Origin of the sequence: Amycolatopsis sp. NPDC006131 (genome assembly GCF_040614175.1) — a bacterium.
GTDB lineage: Bacteria > Actinomycetota > Actinomycetes > Mycobacteriales > Pseudonocardiaceae > Amycolatopsis_E > Amycolatopsis_E tucumanensis.
The window spans coordinates 1-20,647 of sequence record NZ_JBEXTX010000130.1; the positions used below are offsets into that span (position 1 = coordinate 1).

Consider the following 20,647-nt stretch of genomic DNA (forward strand, 5'->3'; position numbering starts at 1 on the left):
GCGTCGACGTACAGGCCGCGCCAGCGGCCGGACGGCAGACGTTCAGTGCTCGCCATGGTCGGCCTCCTCGCTTCACCGCAGCCCGTGCCGGTCCAGCCAGGCGGACAACGTCGCGGCGATCGCCGCGGGCTGGTCCTCCGGGGTGTGGTGCCCGGCGGGGAGATCGTGGTGGACGATGTCCAGAGCCGCGATGTTCTCCGCGCACCACGCGATCATCCGGTCGTCCATCATCGTGTCGAAGCCGGGCCGGAACGTCATGAGCAGCTTCGGCACGTCCGCGCTGGCCGCGAGCCACTTGTCGTAGTGCTCGACGCGGGCGACGACGTCGGCAGGCTCCCCGCCCAGCGGCATCGACCGAGCCCATCGCAACAGCGGCACGCGGCTCTCGCGGGTCGGGTAGGGCCGCAGGTAGGCCACGCGGTCCTCCGCGCCGAGCGTCATCGACTCCAGGAAGATGTTGTCGTCCAGCATCATCTTCTCCCCGACGCCCGGGGTTTTGAGCGCCCGGAATATCTCGGCGCCCGCGTCCGGGAACTCGTCCCAGGACATGGGTTTCACGATCGTCTCGGTGACCGCGATGCCCCGCACCCGGCCGGGGTGGCGGGCGGCCCAGTCGAAGGCGAGCGCGCCGCCCCAGTCGTGGCCGACCAGGACCACGTCGTCCAGCCCGAGGTGCTCGAACCAGGCGTCGAGGTAGCGGGCGTGGTCGTCGAAGGTGTAGCCGATGTCCGGTTTCGCGGATTCGCCCATGCCGATCAGGTCGGGCGCCAGTTTCCGGCCCGGGCCGACCGCCGGCATGATGTGCCGCCACAGGTGGGACGAGGCGGGGTTGCCGTGCAGGAAGACGATCGGCTGGCCGTCGCCGGTCTCGCGGTGGTGCAGGATCACTTGAACACCGCCGCGTTCGCGCCGGCCCACTCGGCGAAGCTGCGCGCCGGGCGCCGCAGGACGCGCTCGACGTCCTCGCTGACCCGCTGCTCCTCCGGCTTCGGCGTGCCGAGAATGTCCAGTGTGGACCCCACGACCGGCTCGGGCATGGCCTGCAGCATCCGCTCCCGCGCCGTCGCCCGGCTCAGCTCCGCGAAGCGCACCGGCTCCCCCAGCGCGTCGGCGATGGCCGCCGCCTGCTGCCGTGGCGTGACCGGCTCGGGCCCGGTGAGCGTGTACGCCCGGCCGGCGTGCCCGTCCTCGCGCATCGCCGCGGCGGCCACCTCGGCGATGTCCACCGGATCGACGGTCGGCAGCGCGACGTCCCCGAACGGCGCCTCGACCGTCCGCCGGGTGCGCACCGTTTCCGCCCAGGCGAACACGTTGGAGTGGAAGCCGCCCGGCCGCAGCAGGGTCCACTCCAGGCCGGAGCCGACGACCGCGTCCTCCAGTCCCGGCGCGTGCCGCCCGGTCGCCACCCCCTGGGACGACAACAACACGACCCGTCGCACGCCGCCGGCCTTCGCTGTTCCCAGGACGCCGGCGAGGTCCCCGCCGGCCGCGAGGAGGTCCGGCGAGGTGAGCAGGAACAGTGTCGACGCCCCGTCGAGCGCGGGCTTGAGCGTCTCCGGCTCGGTCAGGTCCGCCCGCACGTGCCGCACCCCTGGCAGGTGTTCTTCCTTGCGTGACACCGCCGTCACGGGCTCGCCGGTCTTGACGAGCGCCTGCACCAGCGGCCGCCCGACGTTGCCGGTAGCTCCGGTCACCACAAACATTTTCGCTCCCGTTCTCTTCGTGTGGGAGCGACGCTACTGTCGTGGGGCTAGTAGGTACCTAGAGGAAAGTAGTGGGTCCGGTGACCGAAACCACAGTCAGTCCCGAGCTGGCCTGCCCGATCGCGCCCGTGGTCGACCTCGTGTTCAGCCGGTGGACCACGCCGATCCTGTGGACGCTGAACGAGCACGGCAGGCAACGTTTCGTGGAGCTGTCCCGCCGCATCACGACGATCACCCCGAAGGTCCTGACGCAGCGGCTGCGCCAACTGGAGCGCGACGGGCTCGTGGTGCGGACCTACCACGCCGAGGTGCCGCCGCGGGTGGAGTACGAGATCAGCGACCTGGGCCGCAGCCTGGCGCCGCTGTTCGCCACCCTCGCGGAGTGGTCGCCGAACCTGGAGAAGGTCGAGCAGGCCCGCGCCGAGTACGACGCGCAGCAGAAGAAGCGCCCCTGAGCCTCAGGCTGTCAGGAAGCTGATCACGCTGTGCGGCGCGTTTTCGTCGAAGAGCATTTCGTGCGTGTGGCTGCCTTCGAGAGCCGCCGCCGTGCTGCGCGGGAACAGCGCCTGCTCGTATTCCGCCAGTGCCGCCTCGGGGTCGCCGGGATGGGCGGCGATGGCCTTGCCGAGCTCGGCGCCGTCGAACATGGCGAGGTTCGCGCCGTCACCGGACGGGGCCGACAGGTGGGCCGCGTCGCCGAGCAGGGTCACGCCCGGCACCCGGTCCCACTTGTGCCCGATCGGCAGGGCGTTGAGCGGGCGCAGGACCGGCGCGGTGTCGCTGTCGGTGATCAGTGAGGTGAGTTCCGGCGCCCAGCCGTCGAACTCTCGCGCGACCCGCGCGAGGGCGGCGGCGGAATCGCTGAAATCGATCTCCGCGAACCACTCCTGTGGTTTGGTGAGCGCCACGTAGGTGTGCAGCGTCCCGCCGCTCTCGCGATGCGCCGTGATCCCCTTGCCCGGGACGAGCGCCATCAGCGCCCCGCCGCCGACGGCCCGCGCGGCGGCGGGGTGCCGGCTGTCAGCGTCGAACAGGTAGGTCTCGACGAACGACCGGCCCACATACCGCGGCACCGCGCCGGAGACCAGCGGCCGCACGCGTGACCACGCGCCGTCCGCGCCGACCAGCAGGCTCGTGACGACGGTGCCTCCGTTGGCGAAAGCGACCTCGTGGTGGCCGTCGCCGAGGGCGCGGACGCCGGTGACCTTGTGCCCCCAGCGGACGGTGCCTTCCGGGAGCGAGTCGAGCAGGATCCGCCGCAGCTCGCCGCGCTGGACCTCCGGGCGCCCGGCCGTGCCGTCGTCGGGCTGGTCGAGCAGGACCGCACCGTCCGGCGCGAGGACCCTGGTCGCCTCGCGGCCCTCCAGGATGATGCCGCGGAACTCGTCGAACAGGTTCGCCGCGCGGAGAGCGGGCTGGCCGTCGTGCTCGTGGATGTCGAGCATCCCGCCTTGGGCGCGGGCCCCCGCGGACGCCTCCGCTTCGTAGACCGTCACCGGGATGCCGTGGACGTGCAGGACGCGAGCGAGCGTGAGACCGCCCAGCCCCGCGCCGACGATCGTGACGTGGTTGTTCATGTCCCCTCCTTTTGGAATGCCATTCCATCGTGGAACGACATTCCAGATGTGTCAAGATGGGGGGCATGCCACCACGGAACCGGCGCACGGAGGCGCTCTCCCGGGAGCGGATCGTCGAAGCGGCCGTCGAGCTGCTGGACGCGGCGGGTGAGGCCGGGCTGACGTTCCGGACGCTGACCGAACGGCTCGCCACCGGCGCGGGCGCGATCTACTGGCACGTGGCGAACAAGGACGAGCTGCTGACCACGGCGACGGACGCGGTCGTGGCCGAGGCGCTCCCCGCCGCGTCCGCGGGTTCGCCGCAGGAGGAGATCCGCGCCGTCGCGCTGGGCCTGTTCGACGCGATCGAGCAGCACCCGTGGCTCGCGACGCAGCTGTTGATGCAGCTGACCCGCAACCCCGGGGGCCCGGTGGCGCCGCGGATCTTCGAGGCCATCGGACGCCAGATCGGCGCCCTGGGGGTCCCCGAACACAGCTGGTTCACCGCGACGTCGGTGCTGGTGCACTACATCCTCGGCACCGCGGGCCAAACCGCGACAGCCGAAGTCAGCACGACGCGGGAGGCCTTCCTCGACACGGTGGCGAGGAGCTGGGAGAACCTCGACCCGGAGGCCTACCCGTTCACCCGCGGCGTCGCGAAGCAGATGCGCAACCACGACGACCGGGAACAGTTCCTTGCCGGAATCGATCTTGTGCTGGCCGGCGTCACCACCCGCCACTCGTCGTAGAAACCCTTGCGCCGCGAGCGCTACTCACCTCTTGGTCGTGCTTCGCGGGTGTCCGAAACCGTCCCGGCATGTTCTTGCAGTTGGTAACGGGTTTGCCGGGGAGTCGTCGCTCAGAGCAGGATCAGGGACATGCCGAGGACATTCATCGGGTTCCGGGGCGTCGGGTTCTGGGCGCCCGACGCCCACACCGAGACGTGGATGTACTTGGTGTGCGCCGAAATCGACCGGATGGCCGAGCCGCCAGGCTGGCTGCTGGCGGCCCGGGAGTGGTGGTTCGTCCTCGCCACGGTTCGTATCAACGGCGTCATGAACCCAAGCTACGACGCACATCTCGGTGAGGACGAGGCGCGGATCGGGCTGGTGCAGGAGATCCATGAGCGCGTGTTACGCCGCTTCGAGTCATTCGGCGAGAAGATGCCACGGCTGAGCGTGCCCGAGGGCGTCTGGGCCTTCGACGGCTCCGTCCCCACCGAGTTGTTCGCGGAGACCTTTGCGTCTTTCGCCGGTGTGTTGCGTGGCGAGGGCAAGGATCTGGAGCCAGATGTAGTCGCGTAAGGGAAGTGTTGCTGACTGCCGGCCCAGAAGCACCCGAGCGGCGGTGCTCGGAACGCTCGCCGAAAAGAAGCGTCAAGCACGGGCCGGTCAGGGCCTTGATCCGATAACGGGGTCCTGACCAGCCAAGAAGTGCCCCCGGCAGGACTCGAACCTGCGACCTAGAGATTAGAAGGCTCTTGCTCTATCCGGCTGAGCTACGAGGGCCTGGCGCCGACGACCACAGGCCGTCCTGACCTGCAGTTTAGTCACCGTCACTTCCCCTATCGCCGGACGGCGGGGGAACGTTTCAGCCTCTGCCGATGAACGGCATCTTCGTCGCCGTGACGGTCATGAACTGCACGTTCGCGGTCAGCGGGAGCCCTGCCATGTACAGCACGGCTTCCGCGACGTGTCTGGCGTCAAAGGTGGGTTCGGGCAGCTCACGGCCGTCCGCCTGGCGCGCGCCCCTGGCGATTCCCGCCGTCATCTCCGTCGCCGCGTTGCCGATGTCGATTTGGCCACACGCGATGTCGTACGGGCGGCCGTCCAGCGACAACGACTTCGTCAGCCCGGTGATGGCGTGCTTCGTAGCGGTGTAGGCAGCGCTGCCGGGGCGCGGGGTGTGCGCGGAGATGGAGCCGTTGTTGATGATGCGGCCACCGCGCGGGTCCTGGCGCTTCATGATCCGGAACGCCTCCCGCGCGCACAGGAACGCACCGGTCAGGTTCACCGCCACCGTCTGCTGCCACGCCTCGACCGGGACCTCGTCCGGGTCGCCGGCCGGGCCGAAGGTGCCCGCGTTGTTGAACAACACGTCCACCCGGCCCCACCGGTCCGCGACCGCCTCGAAGAGGGCGCTGACCTGGGCGGGGTCGGCGACGTCGGCCGGGTGCACGAGGGCGTCCGGCGAGCCCGCGGCCGTCTCCGACAGCGCGTCGGCTCTCCGGCCGGCCAGCGCGACGCGGTAGCCGGCGCCCAGCAGCGCCTGCGCCACGTGCCGTCCGATGCCCGAACCGGCGCCCGTCACGACGGCGACCCCACCCATGCGCACCTCCCGCTCGACGCCGGCCCGAACCTTCGACCTAGAGATTAGAAGGCTCTTGCCGACCACGCCGCGGCCGGCACCTTCCGCTAGACAGTCAACACGACCTTGCCACGTCCGTGCCCGGTCTCGATCTCCCGGTGCGCGTCCGCCGCCTCGTCCAGGCGGTACGTCCGCCGCACCAGGAAGCTCAGCTCGCCCCGGTCGTACAGGCGCGCCAGCTCGGCCAGCCGGTCCGCCGACCGCTGCCCGCGCACCAGCTGCACCCCGAGCGACTCCGCCCGATCGTGGTCCACCAGCGTCACCACGCGACGCCGCTCCTTCACCAGTGCGAGTGAAAGATCAAGCGCGGCGCCACCTGCGCCGTCCAGGACCGCGTGCACCCCGCCGGGTGAAAGCGCTCGCAGCCGGTCCTCCAAGCCGTCGCCGTAGACGACCGGCGTCGCGCCGAGCGAGCGCACGTAGTCCTGGTTCGCCGCGCTCGCGGTGCCGATCACGGACGCGCCCCACAGCCGTGCCAGCTGGACCGCCGCGGTGCCGACCGAGCCCGCCGCGGCGTGCACCAGGACCGTGTCCCCGGGGCCCACGCCGAGCTGCCGCAACGCCATGTACGCCGTCTGCGTCCCGGCGGTGAACCCGCCCGCGACGGTCCACGGCATGCCGGCCGGCTTGGCCGTGACCTGGTCCTGCCCGACCACCACGTACTCGGCGTAGCAGCCCAGCACGTTGAAGCCGAGCACCTCGTCGCCGACCGACCACGTGGCCCCGTCCCCGACCTGGTCCACCACGCCGGCGAACTCGTTGCCGGGGATCCGCGGCCACGTCAGCCCCGTCGCGTACGGCGGCTCCCAGCCGGCCCGCACCGCCGCGTCGAACGGCTGCACACCCGCCGCCCGCACGCGGACCCGGACCTGCCCCGGACCCGCCTGCGGGTCCGGGACGTCCATGGCGCGCAGAACCTCCGGGCCACCCGGCTCGGTGAACGCCGCTGCCTTCATGAGGTGCCTCCTCGATCTCGACCTGCGAGATCAACGGTGACACCTCCAGTTAACTGGAGGTCAACCTCAGAAGTTGATCATGTGACCGGCGAGACCGTGGATGGCCTCCTTGACCGCCTCGCCGAGGGTCGGGTGCGCGTGCACGTTGCGGGCCACCTCGTGCACCGTCAGGTCCCACTGCTGCGCCAGCGTCAGCTCCGGCAGCAGCTCGGTGACGTCCGGGCCGATCAGGTGCGCGCCGAGCAGCTCGCCGTACTTGGCGTCGGACAGGATCTTCACGAAACCGCCCGCGTCGGCGAGGCCGTGGGCCTTGCCGTTGGCGGTGAACGGGAACTTGGCGACCTGCACGTCGTAGCCCTGCTCGCGCGCCTGCGCCTCGGTCAGGCCGAAGCTCGCGACCTGCGGCTGGCAGTACGTCGCGCGCGGGATCATCGTGTAGTCGAGCTCCATGGTCTCCGCGCCGCCGATCGTCTCGGCCGCCACGATGCCCATCGACTCGGCCGCGTGGGCCAGCATCAGCTTCGCGGTGACGTCGCCGATCGCGAAGATGTGCGGCACGTTCGTGCGGCAGCGCCCGTCGACGGCGATGGCGCCGCGCTCGGTCAGCTCGACGCCGGTGTTCTCCAGCCCGTAGCCCTCCACGCGCGGCTGGAAGCCGATCGCCTGCAGGACCTTGTGGGCCTCCAGCGTCTGCTGGTTGCCGCCGCTGGACACGGTGACCTTGACCTTGGCGCCGCTGTCGTCGATGCTCTCGACCTTCGTGCCGGTCAGGACCTTGATGCCGAGCTTCTTGTAGCGCTTGGCCAGCTCCTTGGACACGTCCGCGTCCTCGAGCGGCACCATCCGGTCCAGGAACTCCACGATCGTCACGTCGACGCCGTAGTTGTGCATGACGTAGGCGAACTCGACGCCGATCGCGCCCGCGCCGGCGATGATGATGCTGCCCGGCAGGTCGCGGGAGAGGATCTGCTCCTCGTAGGTCACCACGCGCTCGGACAGCTGGGTGCCCGGCAGCAGCTTGGTGGTGGCGCCGGCGGCGATGATGCAGTGGTCGAAGGTGACGGTCTCGACGCCGTTCTCACCGGTGACCTCGATGGTGTGCGCGTCGGTGAACTTGCCGCGCCCGGTGAACTCCTGAATGTTGTTCTTCTTCATCAGGAAGTGCACGCCCTTGACGCGGCCGTCGGCGACCGAGCGGCTGCGGTCGAACGCGGCGCCGTAGTCGAAGGTGATCGGCCCGTCCGAGCTGATCCCGAAGGTCTTGGCCTCCTTGGTGACCAGGTGGGCGAGCTCCGCGTTGCGCAGCAGCGCCTTCGACGGGATGCACCCGACGTTCAGGCACACGCCGCCCCAGTACTTCTCCTCGACGATCGCCGTCTTCAGGCCGAGCTGCGAAGCCCGGATCGCCGCGACATACCCGCCGGGCCCGGCACCCAGCACCACAACGTCGAAATGCGCACTCATACCCGCCACCCTATGCCCTCGCGGGCGAGCCGGTCGTGGGTGCTCGGGCCCACGACCGGCCGCTGATCAGGCGCGCTCGAGGATGACGACGGGGATCTTGCGGTCCGTCTTCTTCTGGTACTCGTCGTAGTCCGGCCAGACCTTCGCCATCTTGGGCCAGAGCACCTCGCGCTCCGCATCGGTGGCGGTGCGGGCCTTGGCGGTGAACTTGTCGGCCTTGACCTGCACCTTGACCTCGGGATTGGCCTGCAGGTTGAGGTACCAGCCGGGGTGCTGGGGCGCGCCGCCCTTGGAGGCGACGATCACGTAGGCGCCCTCGTGCTCCTGGTAGATCAGGGCGAACTTGCGCTCCTGGCCGGACTTGCGGCCGGTGGTCGTCAGGATCAGGATCGGGGCGCCCTTCTCCCAGTCGTGACCGACTTCACCATCGGTCTCCTCGTAGCGGCGGACGTGCTCGTCACCGAAGAGCATGCGGGGTCCTTTCGTCTCGGCAGATTCCTCCGTGATTCCGCAACGCGCGGCGGCGGCTGGGTATTTCCGAGGTCACTTTCGGTGATCCCCACTCGCTCGGGTGGTCCTGACCAGGCAAAAAGCGGAAACCGACCTAGAATTCGGCGCAACGCCGACCGCGGGAGGAACGATGAGCGACCGGCCGCACGTGACGCTCGAAGACGTGGCGAGGACCGCCGAGGTCTCGCTGGCGACGGCGTCCCGCGCGCTCAACGGCACGACCAGAGTGCGCGACGACCTGCGGGAGCGGGTGCTGTCGGCCGCCGCGGAGCTGGCGTACACGCCGAACGCGCACGCGCAGGCCCTCGCCGGCGGGTCGCGCCGGACGGTCGGGGTGATCTGCCACGACATCAGCGACCCGTACTTCGCGGCTATCACCCGTGGGGTGATGCGGGTGGCCGACAGCCACGGACTGCTCGTGATGCTCGCCGGGACGTTCGCCGATCCGGACCGGGAGCTGGCGTGCGTGTCGACGCTGCGGGCGCAGCGGGCGTCGGCGATCCTGCTGACCGGTTCGGCGTTCGAGGACCGCGCGTGGGAGCGGCGGATGGCGGCCGAGCTGGAGCCGTACCGGCGCGGTGGCGGGCGGGTGGCCGCCGTGACGCGGCACCGGTCGCTCAAGGCGGACACCATCGCACCCGACAACCGGGGCGGCGCGCGGGCACTGGTGGAGGCCATGCACGGGCTGGGCCACCGGCGGTTCGCGGTGGTGACCGGGCCGGCGCGGCTGACCACAGTGGCCGATCGGGTGGCCGGGTTCCGCGAGGGGCTGGCCGGGCTGGGGATCGAACTGTCCGAACGGGACGTGTTCGCCGGTTCGTTCGACCGGGACGGCGGTTACGAGGCGACGGAGGCCCTACTGGCGGCCAAGCACAAGGCGACGTGCGTGCTGACGGCGTCGGACGTGATGGCGGTGGGGGCGGTGAGCGCGCTGCGTGCGGCGGGGCTGTCGGTGCCGGAGGACGTGTCGGTCACGGGGTTCGACGACGTGCCGCTGGTGCGGGACTTCGGGTTGACCACGGTGGCGTTGCCGCTGGAGCGCATCGGGGCGGAGGCGCTGGAGCTGGCCCTGGACGACGGTGGTGCTGGTGGTGGGGCGCGGGGTCGCGTTCGGCGGGTGTCGGGCGAGGTGCTGCTGCGCGGGAGCACGGGGAAGCCCCGCCGCCGGCGGCGGGGCTGACCTCCGCACGGCTCGGCCCCGGGGGCAGGTTGGCGGCGAGGGCAGGCGGCGGCTCGGGTGAGGCGCTGCTGCGCGGAAGCACCGCCAAACCCCTGCACGGCTCAGCCCTGGGGCGGTCAGGTTGGTGGCTAGAGGGCAGGCGGGTCGGGTGGATGTCTGGGTTGGACGCGAGCGGAGCCCACGGGGTCGCCACTGGCTCGCTCGCGGGGTACAGCCGGGTTAGGTAGTGGTTCACGAGAGACTTTCCCCTCGTGGGTCGCGAGTCGGCATCTCGGGTGGCGGTGACCGGTCCGTTCGTGCAATCGCCAGTGGCCCTGTCCCGCGGCGACGACTGGCTCTCTCGCGCGGCCCGAGCGGCCCTCCCGCGCCGCGGCGAGTGGTCACCTCGAGCCCCTGCGAATGGCACTCCCGTGCAGCACGACTGTCCCTCCCACGCAGCGCAAATGGCCCTCCCGCGCCGCGATAAGTGGTCACTTCGAGCCGCTGCGAGTGGCTCTCCCGTGCGGCACGGCCGGCCCTCCCACACAGCGCGAGCGCCCCTCCCGCGCCGCGATGAGTGGTCACCTCGAGCCCCTGCGAATGGCACTCCCGTGCGACACGACCGGCCCTCCCACGCAGCGCGAGCACCCCTCCCGCGCCGCGATGAGTGGTCACCTCGAGCCCCTGCGAATGGCACTCCCGTGCGACACGACCGGCCCTCCCACACAGCGCGAGCGCCCCTCCCGCGCCGCGATGAGTGGTCACCTCGAGCCCCTGCGAATGGCACTCCCGTGCGACACGACCCGCCCTCCCACGCAGCGCGAGCGCCCCTCCCGCGCCGCGATGAGTGGTTACTTCGAGCCCCTGCGAGTGGCTCTCCCGTGGGGCACGGTTGGTCCTCTCGCGGGGTGGTCGGTGGTTGGTCCACTCGCGCCTTCGCGGCTGGCCCTCTCGTTCGCTCACCACCGGCTCTGTCGCGGGCTCGCCACCTGGCGCTCTCGTGCACGCACCAAGCCCCTCAGTAGCAGGCCGACACCACCGGCAGGCACACGTACGTGTCACCCCAGTGCCCCTGTCCGGTGATGTTCGTGGCGTAGCGGACCAGCGGCGCGAACCGGGCGACGCCCGCCGCCAGTGCCTCCTGGTTCCGCTGCAGCATCCCGGTCAGCTGGTCGAGCGAGGCCAGCACCGGGCGCAACGCCCCGTCATTGTCCTCGACCAGGCCCTGCACCTCCCGGGACAACGACTGCGCCCCCGTCAGCAGCGCCGAGATCGCCGACGCCCTGGCCGCCACCTCGGCCAGCACCAGGTTCCCGTCCGCCATCAACCGCACCAGCTGCGCATCCCGGTCCGCCAAGGTGCGCGACAGCGCCGCCGTGTTGCCCAGCAGCCGCGACAGCTCCGCATCCCGGGACGCGATCGTCGTCGACAGCTGGGACAGGCCGTCCAGCGCGCCCCGCACCGAGGAGCCGCCCGGCAGCGCCGCCGACAGCGCGTCGAACGACCGGGCCAGCCGGTCCGTGTCCAGCCCGCCGACGGTCTTCGACAGGTCCCGGAACGCGTCCAGCACGTCATACGGCGCGATCGTCCGCGAGCGTGGGATCACCCCATCCAGTGGTCGCGACCCCTGTGGATCCAGCGCGAGGTACTTCTGCCCCAGCAACGTCTTGATCTTGATCGCCGCCGTCGTGCGGTCACCCAGCCAGGTGTCCGACACCTTGAACCGGACCCGCACCGACGCACCGTCCAGGCCGACGTCCACCACCTTGCCGACCTTCACCCCGGCCACCCGCACCTCGTCGTCCACCGCGAGACCGCCCGCTTCGCTGAATTCCGCCTCGTACGAGACGCCCGCGCCGATCAGCGGCAGCGATTCCGCGTTCAGCGCCGCGACGAACGCCAGCGCCAGCACCACGAGACCGGCAATTCCGATACCGGCAGGATCCCGATCACGCATTCCGGCCCCTTCCGCCGGGTTACGCTCTTAACACGTGCCTCCGATCGAATGACGTATTCGCCGACATGTCGGAAAAGAACAACTCCCCCGGGTGACCCATGCCAGCATGTCGCCCATGACGGACTCCCAGCCCCGGTGGCGGAGACTCGAACCGGACGCGCGCAGGGAGCAGATCTTCACCTGCGCCGCCCGGCTGTTCGGCGAGCGCCCGTACGCCGACGTGTCCACATCGGACATCGCGGCGGCGGCGGGCGTCGCCCGCGGGCTGATCAACCACTACTTCGGCACCAAACGCGAGCTCTACCTGGCGGTGCTGCGCCGCACGATGACGATCCCGACCACGGCGCTGGACATCGTCACCGACGGGCCGCTCGAAGAGAAAGCACGCGTCGCGGTCGACTGGTTCCTCACCCTCGTCACCAAACAGGGCAAGACCTGGCTGGCCGCCACCGCACCCGAAGGCCTCGGCAGCGATCCGGAGGTCGAGGCGATCCTCGTCGAGGCCGAACGCCGCTCGGCCGCCCGAGTGCTGGAGGCGCTGGGCGTGAAGGTCGACGCCGCGCACGCCGAGGTCTGCAACGCCCTCATCCGCGCCTACGGCGGCATGGTCAAGGCCGCGGGCCGCGAGTGGCTGCTGCGCGGCGAACTCGACCGCGACCAGGTGCACACCCTGCTGTCCCGCTCGCTGGTGACCCTGATCGAGGACGTGTTCCCGGCCGTCACCGATAAGTGAGCAGGCGGGCGGCCCGGCCCTCGAAGTGCGCGTGCTCGTTGAACGACACCAGCGTGACCCCGCCGCGCCCGGTCACCAGCTTCGTGATGCCGCAGTTCACGGTGACCCGGTTGAGCTGCAGCAACCCCATCGCGGGGTCGCCGAGCAGGTGCCCGGCGAGCGTGCCGATCACCCCGCCGCTGGTGAAGACCACCGCGCTCTCGCCCTTGCGCAGCACGGCGACCAGGTCCGCCAGCGCGCCGCGCACCCGCTCGGCGAACTGCGGCCACGTCTCCGCGCACGGGCCGTCGTCACCGGCGCGCACCCACGCGGCCAGCGACGCGTCCAGCACCTCCTGGTACCCGCGCGGGTCGTTCGCGTCCTGCAGCGCGCCGCCGCCGTGCCGGGCGACGATGTCGACGTGGTCGTACTCGTTCCAGCGCGGGTCCTCCTTGGCCGCGGCGCCCGCCCCGAGCCAGTCCAGGACGATCTCCGCGGTGGCGCGCTGACGGGCCATCGACCCGGTCCGGCCCTCGGTGAAGCGGATCTTGCGGCGCAGCAGCTCGGCGCCGACCACGGCGCCCTGCTCGATCCCGGTGCTGGACAGCTGGTCGTAGTCGGCCGCGCCGAAGGAGGCCTGACCGTGCCGGATCAGGTGGATGGCGCCCATCGGCCGTCCTTTCGCTCGCCGTCCCCGCCCGCAGCCTAGCCAGCGGTGTTGAGGAGACGGTTGGGCGTGCCCGGGGTTGCGCCGCTGATCTTGCCCGGGGTGGCCGAGGCGATCAGGGCGTCGGCGACCTGCGCGGGTGTGGCGTCCGGGTGTCCGGCCAGGTAGAGGGCGGCGACGCCGGCCACGTGCGGGGTGGCCATCGAGGTGCCGCTGATCGTGTTGGTCGCGGTGTCGCCGGTTCCCCACGACGACGTGATGCTCACGCCCGGCGCGTAGAGGTCGACGACGCTGCCGTAGTTGGAGAAGCTCGCCTGCCTGTCGGTCCGGTCGCTGGCCGCGACGGTGATCGCCTCGGTGACGCGCGCCGGGGAGTCGTTGCCGGCGTCGGCGCCCTCGTTGCCCGCGGCGATGGCGAAGGTGACGCCCTTGGCGATCGCGCCGCGGACGGCATCGTCGAGGACGGTGTCGGCGCTGCCGCCCAGGCTCATGTTCGCCACGGACGGGCCGCTCGCGTTCTGCGCGACCCAGTCGATCCCGGCGACGACCTGGTCGGTGGTGCCGCTGCCCTGCGCGTCGAGCACGCGCACCGGGACGATCCGCACGCCCTTGGCGACGCCGTACTCAGCGCCGCCGATGGTGCCCGCGACGTGGGTGCCGTGGCCGTGCTCGTCGGTGGCGTCGTCGTCGTTGTCGATGAAGTCCTTGCCGCCGGTGACGCGGCCGCCGAAGGTCTCGTGGCTCGCGCGCACGCCGGTGTCGATGACGTAGGCGGTGACGTCGTCCGCCGGGGTGTCGTAGCGATAGGACGAGTCGAGCGGGAGGTTCGCCTGGTCGATGCGGTCCAGTCCCCAGGACGGCGGGTTCTGCTGCACGTCGGCGATGTGCAGGACGTGGTTCTGCACGACGTAGGCGACGTCGGGGTTGGCGGCGAGGCGCTTTGCCTCGGTTTCATTGGCGCTGACCGCGAAGCCCTTCAGTGCGGCGCTGAACGTGCGGGTCGTCGAGCCGCCGTAGCGGCTGGTCAGGTCGCCGGCCCGGGAGGTGGCGCCCGGCTTGAGGACGACCAGGTAGCTGTCCGCGACCGAGCCGGGAGTGCCCGCTTCGAGGATCTGCCCTTCCCTGGCTTGAGCCGGCCCGGCCCAGACCGTCGTGGCGACGACTGCCGCCGCGAGTACGGACCACATCGCGCGCTTCCGCATGAGCCGCCGTCTCCTCTCCCCGACCGGGTGGTGCGATCTCATGCAATCCCGGGGGCCAGAGCGGGGGCAATGATTCACAGTTACCAGTACTCACCCGATAGGGTTACTCCTTAACCACCCAATGGGATGACGGCCTGATCATCATTCTCGGACGAGTAGAGGTCACACACTGCTACCATCAGCGGTGGCGAAGTCGATTTCCAGGTGGTAGCAGGTGTCCACGTCCGAGCGCGCGGTGCCGAGCCCGTTCGCCAGCAGACTCCGGTCCGCGATCGCCCGCAGTGGGCTGAGTCTCGATCGCATCCAGGCCCGCTTGCAGGCCAGCGGCGTGCCGATCAGCGTCACGGCCCTGAGCTACTGGCAGTCCGGCAAGCGGCAGCCCGAGCGGCAGAGCTCGATCTCGGCGGTGCGGGTGCTCGAGGACGTCCTCGGCCTGCAGCGCGGTGAGCTGCTGTCCCTGCTCCCGCCGCCGCGCCCGCGCGGGCTGCCGTCCCGGCGGCAGGCGGACGGCGTCGTCAAGTTCCCGATGGAGGCGCTGCGCATCCTGCTGGAGCGGGTCGGCGCGCCGCACGCGCTGGAGCAGCAGCACCGGCTGAACCTGCTCAACCTGCACGACCGGTGCGAGATCGCGGCCGGTGGCCGCCAGCGGTCGCTGACCACGCGCTCGGTGTTCCAGGCGACCGCCGACCGGCAGGACCGCTGGATCCTGGTGTACGACCACGGCGGCGCGCCCGCGCCCACGCTGCACCAGCTGCGCAACTGCCGCAGCGGGCGGGTCGAGATCGACCCGGAGCACGGCCTGACCGTCGCGGAGCTGCTGTTCGACCGCCCGATCCACCGCGGCGAGACCTGCCTGATCGAGTACACGCTCACCAACAGCGGGCCGCCGTACCCGGACTGCGAGAACACCTACTACCGCGAGTTTCGCCGCCCCATCCGCGAGTACCTGCTGGAGATCCGCTTCGACGAGGCCGAGGCGCTGCGCAAGTGCTGGCAGTACGCGCGCCGGGGCTCGGCGGAGACCGAGGAGCGGCGGGAGCTGCACCTGGACACGGCCGGCGGGGTGCACGCCGTGGCGCTGGACTACGGGCCAGGGGTGTTCGGCATTTCCTGGGAGTGACTGGGCCGGCCGCGGCTCGCACCGCGACCGGCCCCGACCTCACGCGGACTCGAGCCTGCGGCTGGTGACCTGGTCGGCGACCTTCACCACCACGAGCGCGAGCATGCACAGCACGGCCGGCTGGATCGCCTTCGCCAGGGCGAACGCGATCATCGCCAGCGCGGCCGCGCACAGGAACCCGAGGACGACGACGCGCCAGAACCGCGCGCGCCCTTCGAGCGTGCGCTCCACGAACTCCCAGACCGGATCCTCACCCGGCGCACTGCGCACGCCGAGAACCTCCGGCGGCACGATCTCGCCCCGATCCGGCGACGGCTCGTCTGGCATTCCGGGAGTCTCCGGTTGTACCGTGGGCACTTCAGTGCCTCCTTTTGCATGGTTGGGACTGATGAATCGCGCGGCTCCCTGTTGCCGCAGGGGGCCGCGCTTCATATCGCGGCCTACCGCGATACGAAGTCATAGTGCAGAAATCGATCTGTTACTCGCGCGTCAGTTCGGCGACTCCGCGACGATCGGCTCGTCCCGGTCGCCGAACGGCGAGCGTGATTAGGCAGAGCTGCATCCCAGCGACAGTGCAGTCGTTCAGGTGAACCGAACCGCATGGCAGCCAAGATCAGCCGTCACCGTGCGCGAGTTCCCAGAATCGCATCACTCTTTCGGGTGACAATTCACCTCTGCGTATCGCTCGTTCGTTCGATTCGTCGCGCTTCGCCCGTGCCCCGTCACGTTCAGGTGCACGTGCAGCGCGAGGGGAACTTCTCGCCGGGGCAACTCACCGTGCACCAGCGACCGCTTGTCGTTCGCCGCTTCGGACGGGAGTGCGGGACCGGAACCAACCCTGGGTCGTTCTGTCGCGATTCAGGCGGACATCGAACGGGTCAGCCTGCGGCTGTGCCAGTGGTCGGCGACCTTGACCGCGACCAGCGCCACCATCGACAGCGCCGTCAGCGGGATCGCCTTCAGCAACGCGAACACGATCATTGCCAGGGACGTCACGGTGGTCAGCGCGAGCAGGGCGGCTCGCCACACGCGCACCCCGCGCTCGGCCAGCCGGCTGCCGTCCGCGCGGGCGAGCGGCGGGTTCCTCAGAGCTGCGGGCCGGACGGCCGCGAGGAACGAGCCGTCGAGGACGATCCTCAGCCGTTCCGGCGACGGCACGTGACGCGGATCTTCGCGGCGCGGTTGTACGGTGGGCACGTTGATGCCTTCCTCTCCGGGAGGGACGGTCGACACCGCGCGGCTCCCTGTGGCAGCAGGGGGCCGCGCTCCACGTCGCGGTAGGGCGCGACATCACTCATCGTGCAGGAACGAGTCGCCACCGTCACGAGATCGTCGGGTTTGAGCGCTCACCGGCCGGTCAGCGTCGCCGAACGGCCCGTCTCGGTAGCCCGACGGCACTCGTTCAGGTGAAGGCCGCGAGGACGGCGGCGACCGCCGCGAACACGGCGAGCAGGATCAGGGCCGTGCTGTACCCGCCGACCCGCTCGGCGAGCACGATCGCCCCGCCCGGGGCGATGGCCGTCGCCGCGGTGATCGGGGCGTTGAACATCCCGTTGAGCGCCCCGAACCGGGTCGTCGTCCACCGGTCGGCGACCGCCGTGGCCTGCACGAGCGTGTAGGCGCCGCGGGCCATCCCCATCACCACCGCGACCGCCAGCAACGCGCCCGCGGGCCCGGGCAGCAGAGCCAGCAGGACCAGCGCGGCACAACTCGCGGCGAGGACGCCGACCGTGCGGGACGCGGGCGCGCTGGTGCGCGGCACGGCCGCGAAGACGAGCCGCCCGAGGACCTGCCCGGCCCCGACGAGCCCCAGCGCGACCGACGCGATCGCATGGCTCAGACCGCGTTCGACGAACAGCGGCACGACCACGATCGCCGAGGCGTACAACCCGAGAGCGGCCAGAGTCATAGCCGTCTGCAGCAACCGGAACCGCGCGGAGCGGGTCACCTGCCGGACCGGGGTGGCGGCCGGTCGCGTGCGGTGGTCCGGCCAGGCCGGCGTGAGCAGCAGCCAGTGCACGGGCAGGTTGACGAGCAGGAAGACCGCGGCGTAGACGAGGTAGCTCGCGCGCCAGCCGACCTGGTCGACCAGCAACGCGGTGAGCGGCGCGAACACGGTGCTCGCCAGGCCGCCGACGAGCGTCACGACGGTCAGCGGACGCGCGCGGCGGTCGCCGTACCAGCAGGTGATCGCCGCGAACACCGGCGGGTAGAGCTGCATCGCCTGCGCGACGCCGACGACCACCCAGGCGAGGAAGAACAGCGGCCTGCTCGGCGCCGTCGCGACCAGCACGAGCGCCACGGCGGCGAGCGCGGAGCCCGCGGTCATCACCGGCCGCGGGCCGTACCGGTCGAGCAGGCGGCCGACCGGGATCCCCGCGACCGCCGCGACCAGCAGGCCCGCCGAGAAGGCGAGCGTGATCGTGCCCGGTGTCCACCCGGTGGTGCCCGCGATCTGCGCGGTGGCGACCGGAAGCGCGTAGTACAGCGCGCCCCAGCTGACCACCTGGGTCCCGCACATCCCGATCAGGGCGCGGCGGAGGCGGATCTCCTCCACGGCGCGCCTCAGCTCAGCTTGTTGCGGAGGACCTTCCCGGTGGCGTTGCGTGGCAGCTCCGGCACGAACTCGACATCGCGCGGCACCTTGTAGCGGGCGAGGTTGCCCTTGACGTAGTCGCGGATCGCGTCGGCGTCGAGCTTGGAGTCCTTCTTCGTCACCACGATCGCCTTGAGGCGCTGGCCGAAGTCGGCGTCCGGCACGCCGATCACGGCGGCTTCGAGCACGTCCGGGTGCTCGACGAGCAGGTTCTCCACCTCGACCGGGAACACGTTCTCGCCGCCGGAGACGATCATCTCGTCGTCGCGGCCGTCGATGAACAGCAGGCCGTCCTCGTCGAAGTGGCCGACGTCGCCGGTGGAGAGCAGGCCGTCGATGATCTCCTTGTGGCGGCCGTCGGTGTAGCCCTCGAAGGACAGGCCGCTGCCGACGAAGACGCGCCCGGTGACGTGCGGCTCGGTGATGCGGTTGCCCTGCTCGTCGTACAGCTGGACCTTGCAGGTGACCGGCGGGCGGCCGACGGTGCCGGGGGCCTTGCGCCAGTCCTCCGGGGTGGCGACGGTGGCGACCGCGACCTCGGTGGAGCCGTACAGGTTGTAGATCACGTCGCCGAACGCCTCGGTGGCGCGGTTGCCGAGGTCGGGGGACAACGCGGAGCCCGCGACGAAGATGATCCGCAGCGACGACGTGTCGTACTTGCCCAGGATGTCCGGGCCGAGGTCGACGATGCGCTGCAGCATGGTCGGGACGAGGACCAGCGCGGTGCACCCGTGGTCGGCGACGCCCTTCAGCGTGGCTTCGGGGTCGAACCGGCGGCGCAGCACGACCTTGCAGCCGAGCGCGAACGACAGGATGAACTGCGAGATGCCGGTGCCGTGGAAGATGGGCGCGCCGAGGAACGTGGCCTCGCCGGCGCGCAGCGGGATGCGGTCGAGGAACTGGACGGTGGCCAGCACGGAGGTCCGCTCGCGCGGCGCGCCCTTCGGGGTGCCGGTGGTGCCGCTGGTGAGCAGCACGAACCCGCCGCGCTGGGGCGGCGGCGGCAGCGGGCGGTCGTCGGTGCTGGCGATGAGCTCGTCGAGGACGGGGATGCGGTCCGCCGGGTCGGGTTCGTCCACCCAGGCCAGGTAGCGGTCGACGGTGTCCGGGATGCCGGAGAGCAGGTCGGTGAACTCCTGGTCGTAGACGAGCACCTGCACCTTTTCGCGCGCCGCGACGTCGGTGAGCTGCGGCTTCGCGAAGCCGGTGTTCATCAACAGGAGGCGCGCGCCGACCTTGCCCGCCGCGATCATGACCGTGACCAGGCCGCGGTGGTCCCGGCACAGCGCCGCGATGACGGTGCCCGGGCGGACGCCGCGCTCTTCCCAGGCTCGGGCGAGGGCGTTGGAGCGCAGGTCCAGCTCGCGGAAGGTGAGCGGCCCCAGCTCGTCGACCAGCCCGATGGCGTTCGGATCGCGCCGGGCGGAGGTCTGCGCCGCGGCGGCGAACGGGCCCACCTTGCGGGTGGCGATCACGCTGCGCAGGCCCTCGTCCAGCCGGGGAAACGGGACGAGCCCGGCGCGCCACATGACCTCCAGGCCGCGGGCGGTCTCCGCCACCTTGCCGGGGAGCACGGACAAGCGGGGCGGAATACGCATGGACAGCACCTCCATTGGGCCGACCGTACTGGGAGTATGTGTGGTTACTGGACAGTAGCCGAAAGGCGAGGGGGCGCGCCAGCGGTTGCGGCGGGTGAGGCGGAGCGGACAAATCGGGCGGGGTGGGGGTGGGAAGGCGGAGGCGGAGCGGGGCGAAGCGAGGCGAAGCGAGGCGCGGAGCGGGCGAAGCGGAGCGGAGCGGCGGCGCGGGCGAAGCGGAGCGGAGCGGCGGCGCGGCGAGGCGCGAGCGGAGCGGGCGGCACGAGCGGAGCGGGCGCGGCAGCGGAGCGGGCGGCGCGGAGCGGCGGCGCGGCGGCGCGGCAGCGGAGCGGGCGGCGCGGAGCGGCGGCGCGGCGGCGCGGCAGCGCGAGCGAAGCGGGGCGGGCGCGGCAGCGCGAGCGGAGCGGGCGCAGCAGCGCGAACGGAGCGGGCGGCGCGCGCAGAGCGGAGCGGGCGCGGCAGCACGAGCGGCGCGGGCGGCGCGGGCGGCGCGGGCGGAGCGGAGTAGGCACGGTAGCGCGGGTGGCGGGGCGCGGCGACGCGCGGCCGCGCCGGGCGGGGCGCCGCACGGAGCGGGCAACGCAGGCATGCGCGGGGGCGCGGGCCGCCCGGGAAACATGGCGACAACCGCGACAGTGCGGCAGCCAGAGCGCTACGGGCTGAAGCGCCCGAGGCATCGCAGCGCGAGAGCCGCCGCCAGGGCGTGGCAGCGCGCGAGGGGCGCGGCAGCGCGCGCAGTTAGCGCGGGGCGCATCAGTGCCGGGCGTAGCGCGGGGCGCGGCAAGACGCGCAGTTAGCGCCAGTCGTCCAAAGCGCCAAGCGCCTCCAAAACACGGCAGCGCCAAGCGCCGAGCGCAGCCAAAACGCGGCAGCGGCGAGCGTCAAGCGCAGCCGAAGCGCGAGCTGCGGCGGGCCCGCGAGCGCGCAGCGCATGCCCTGAACCCAACCCAGCTGGGTGGTCATCCCGTCGTCTGACACCGGCGCCATCACCTTGAGCCAGGGCCGCAACCCAGGCCGCCAACCGGCAGCCGAACATGCCAACCTTGCGGCCCTGGCTCAAGGTGATATGCCCAAACCGGA

Annotated in this window: 20 protein-coding genes and 1 tRNA gene; 6 read left to right on the forward strand and 15 right to left on the reverse strand. The window is 71.4% G+C overall.

The features are described from left to right. Window positions 1-72: 72 nt before the first annotated feature. Entirely contained in the window at window positions 73-888 is an 816-nt protein-coding gene (locus ABZ215_RS38065) for a haloalkane dehalogenase (RefSeq protein WP_354955405.1), read from the reverse strand. Next, on the reverse strand, window positions 885-1,703 hold the full coding sequence (locus ABZ215_RS38070) for an NAD(P)H-binding protein (RefSeq protein ID WP_354955407.1): 819 nt from the start codon (window positions 1,701-1,703) through the stop codon (window positions 885-887). Before ABZ215_RS38070 ends, ABZ215_RS38065 begins: the two co-directional genes overlap by 4 nt. Before the next feature lie 80 nt (window positions 1,704-1,783). Here ABZ215_RS38070 and ABZ215_RS38075 point away from each other — a divergent pair, with 80 nt between their 5' ends. Then, entirely contained in the window at window positions 1,784-2,158 is a 375-nt protein-coding gene (locus ABZ215_RS38075; protein WP_027936321.1) for a helix-turn-helix domain-containing protein, read from the forward strand. 3 nt (window positions 2,159-2,161) lie between these two features. On the opposite strand, the gene ABZ215_RS38080 is transcribed toward ABZ215_RS38075, so the two are convergent. After that, window positions 2,162-3,280, reverse strand: a complete 1,119-nt coding sequence (locus ABZ215_RS38080) for an NAD(P)/FAD-dependent oxidoreductase (RefSeq protein ID WP_354955409.1) — start codon at window positions 3,278-3,280, stop codon at window positions 2,162-2,164. A 65-nt stretch (window positions 3,281-3,345) separates the two neighbouring features. Between ABZ215_RS38080 and ABZ215_RS38085 the strand changes: the two genes are divergently transcribed. Together ABZ215_RS38085 and ABZ215_RS38090 are read left to right on the forward strand one after the other, a co-directional pair. Then, window positions 3,346-4,008, forward strand: coding sequence for a TetR/AcrR family transcriptional regulator (locus ABZ215_RS38085; protein ID WP_354955411.1), 663 nt, complete (start codon window positions 3,346-3,348; stop codon window positions 4,006-4,008). 129 nt (window positions 4,009-4,137) lie between these two features. After that, window positions 4,138-4,563 (forward strand): hypothetical protein, encoded by a 426-nt coding sequence (locus tag ABZ215_RS38090; protein WP_354955413.1) that lies wholly within the window; start codon window positions 4,138-4,140, stop codon window positions 4,561-4,563. A gap of 130 nt (window positions 4,564-4,693) precedes the next feature. On the opposite strand, the gene ABZ215_RS38095 is transcribed toward ABZ215_RS38090, so the two are convergent. The 5 genes from ABZ215_RS38095 to ABZ215_RS38115 all read right to left on the reverse strand — a co-directional run bounded on the left by ABZ215_RS38095 (window position 4,694) and on the right by ABZ215_RS38115 (window position 8,517). Next, a tRNA-Arg gene (locus ABZ215_RS38095) sits at window positions 4,694-4,767 on the reverse strand. Window positions 4,768-4,849: 82 nt separating this feature from the next. Next, complete coding sequence (locus ABZ215_RS38100; RefSeq protein WP_354955415.1) at window positions 4,850-5,587, reverse strand: SDR family oxidoreductase; 738 nt, start codon at window positions 5,585-5,587, stop codon at window positions 4,850-4,852. An 86-nt stretch (window positions 5,588-5,673) separates the two neighbouring features. Next, window positions 5,674-6,582, reverse strand: a complete 909-nt coding sequence (locus tag ABZ215_RS38105) for an NADP-dependent oxidoreductase (protein ID WP_354955417.1) — start codon at window positions 6,580-6,582, stop codon at window positions 5,674-5,676. Window positions 6,583-6,648: 66 nt separating this feature from the next. Beyond that, window positions 6,649-8,046, reverse strand: coding sequence for a dihydrolipoyl dehydrogenase (gene lpdA, locus ABZ215_RS38110; protein WP_354955419.1), 1,398 nt, complete (start codon window positions 8,044-8,046; stop codon window positions 6,649-6,651). A 66-nt stretch (window positions 8,047-8,112) separates the two neighbouring features. Beyond that, on the reverse strand, window positions 8,113-8,517 hold the full coding sequence (locus ABZ215_RS38115) for a nitroreductase family deazaflavin-dependent oxidoreductase (protein WP_020421245.1): 405 nt from the start codon (window positions 8,515-8,517) through the stop codon (window positions 8,113-8,115). A 169-nt stretch (window positions 8,518-8,686) separates the two neighbouring features. On the opposite strand from ABZ215_RS38115, the gene ABZ215_RS38120 reads away from it, so the two are divergent. Continuing rightward, window positions 8,687-9,736, forward strand: a complete 1,050-nt coding sequence (locus tag ABZ215_RS38120; RefSeq protein WP_237335938.1) for a LacI family DNA-binding transcriptional regulator — start codon at window positions 8,687-8,689, stop codon at window positions 9,734-9,736. A gap of 997 nt (window positions 9,737-10,733) precedes the next feature. Here the strand turns inward: ABZ215_RS38120 and ABZ215_RS38125 are convergent. Then, window positions 10,734-11,672 carry an MCE family protein gene (locus ABZ215_RS38125; RefSeq protein ID WP_354955421.1) on the reverse strand — a complete coding sequence of 313 codons (939 nt, stop codon included), beginning with the start codon at window positions 11,670-11,672 and terminating at the stop codon, window positions 10,734-10,736. A gap of 106 nt (window positions 11,673-11,778) precedes the next feature. On the opposite strand from ABZ215_RS38125, the gene ABZ215_RS38130 reads away from it, so the two are divergent. Further along, window positions 11,779-12,405: a TetR/AcrR family transcriptional regulator gene (locus ABZ215_RS38130; RefSeq protein WP_084506229.1), complete on the forward strand. Its 627-nt coding sequence runs from the start codon at window positions 11,779-11,781 to the stop codon at window positions 12,403-12,405. Here the strand turns inward: ABZ215_RS38130 and ABZ215_RS38135 are convergent. Both ABZ215_RS38135 and ABZ215_RS38140 read right to left on the reverse strand, forming a co-directional pair. Beyond that, window positions 12,392-13,054, reverse strand: a complete 663-nt coding sequence (locus ABZ215_RS38135; protein WP_020423389.1) for a histidine phosphatase family protein — start codon at window positions 13,052-13,054, stop codon at window positions 12,392-12,394. The genes ABZ215_RS38130 and ABZ215_RS38135 overlap by 14 nt on opposite strands. A 35-nt stretch (window positions 13,055-13,089) precedes the next feature. After that, window positions 13,090-14,253: a S8 family peptidase gene (locus ABZ215_RS38140; RefSeq protein WP_354955423.1), complete on the reverse strand. Its 1,164-nt coding sequence runs from the start codon at window positions 14,251-14,253 to the stop codon at window positions 13,090-13,092. A 214-nt stretch (window positions 14,254-14,467) separates the two neighbouring features. Here ABZ215_RS38140 and ABZ215_RS38145 point away from each other — a divergent pair, with 214 nt between their 5' ends. After that, entirely contained in the window at window positions 14,468-15,373 is a 906-nt protein-coding gene (locus ABZ215_RS38145; protein ID WP_237335946.1) for a hypothetical protein, read from the forward strand. A 39-nt stretch (window positions 15,374-15,412) separates the two neighbouring features. Here ABZ215_RS38145 and ABZ215_RS38150 read toward each other — a convergent pair whose 3' ends face one another. The 4 genes from ABZ215_RS38150 to ABZ215_RS38165 form a co-directional block, all read right to left on the reverse strand. After that, a complete protein-coding gene (locus ABZ215_RS38150) occupies window positions 15,413-15,700 on the reverse strand; it encodes a hypothetical protein (RefSeq protein ID WP_020423395.1) in 288 nt (95 codons plus the stop codon). A gap of 531 nt (window positions 15,701-16,231) precedes the next feature. Beyond that, window positions 16,232-16,606, reverse strand: a complete 375-nt coding sequence (locus ABZ215_RS38155) for a hypothetical protein (protein ID WP_354955425.1) — start codon at window positions 16,604-16,606, stop codon at window positions 16,232-16,234. Window positions 16,607-16,775: 169 nt separating this feature from the next. Then, entirely contained in the window at window positions 16,776-17,930 is a 1,155-nt protein-coding gene (locus tag ABZ215_RS38160) for an MFS transporter (RefSeq protein ID WP_354955427.1), read from the reverse strand. An 8-nt stretch (window positions 17,931-17,938) separates the two neighbouring features. Then, window positions 17,939-19,567 (reverse strand): acyl-CoA synthetase, encoded by a 1,629-nt coding sequence (locus ABZ215_RS38165; protein ID WP_027936682.1) that lies wholly within the window; start codon window positions 19,565-19,567, stop codon window positions 17,939-17,941. Between the last annotated feature and the right edge of the window lie 1,080 nt (window positions 19,568-20,647).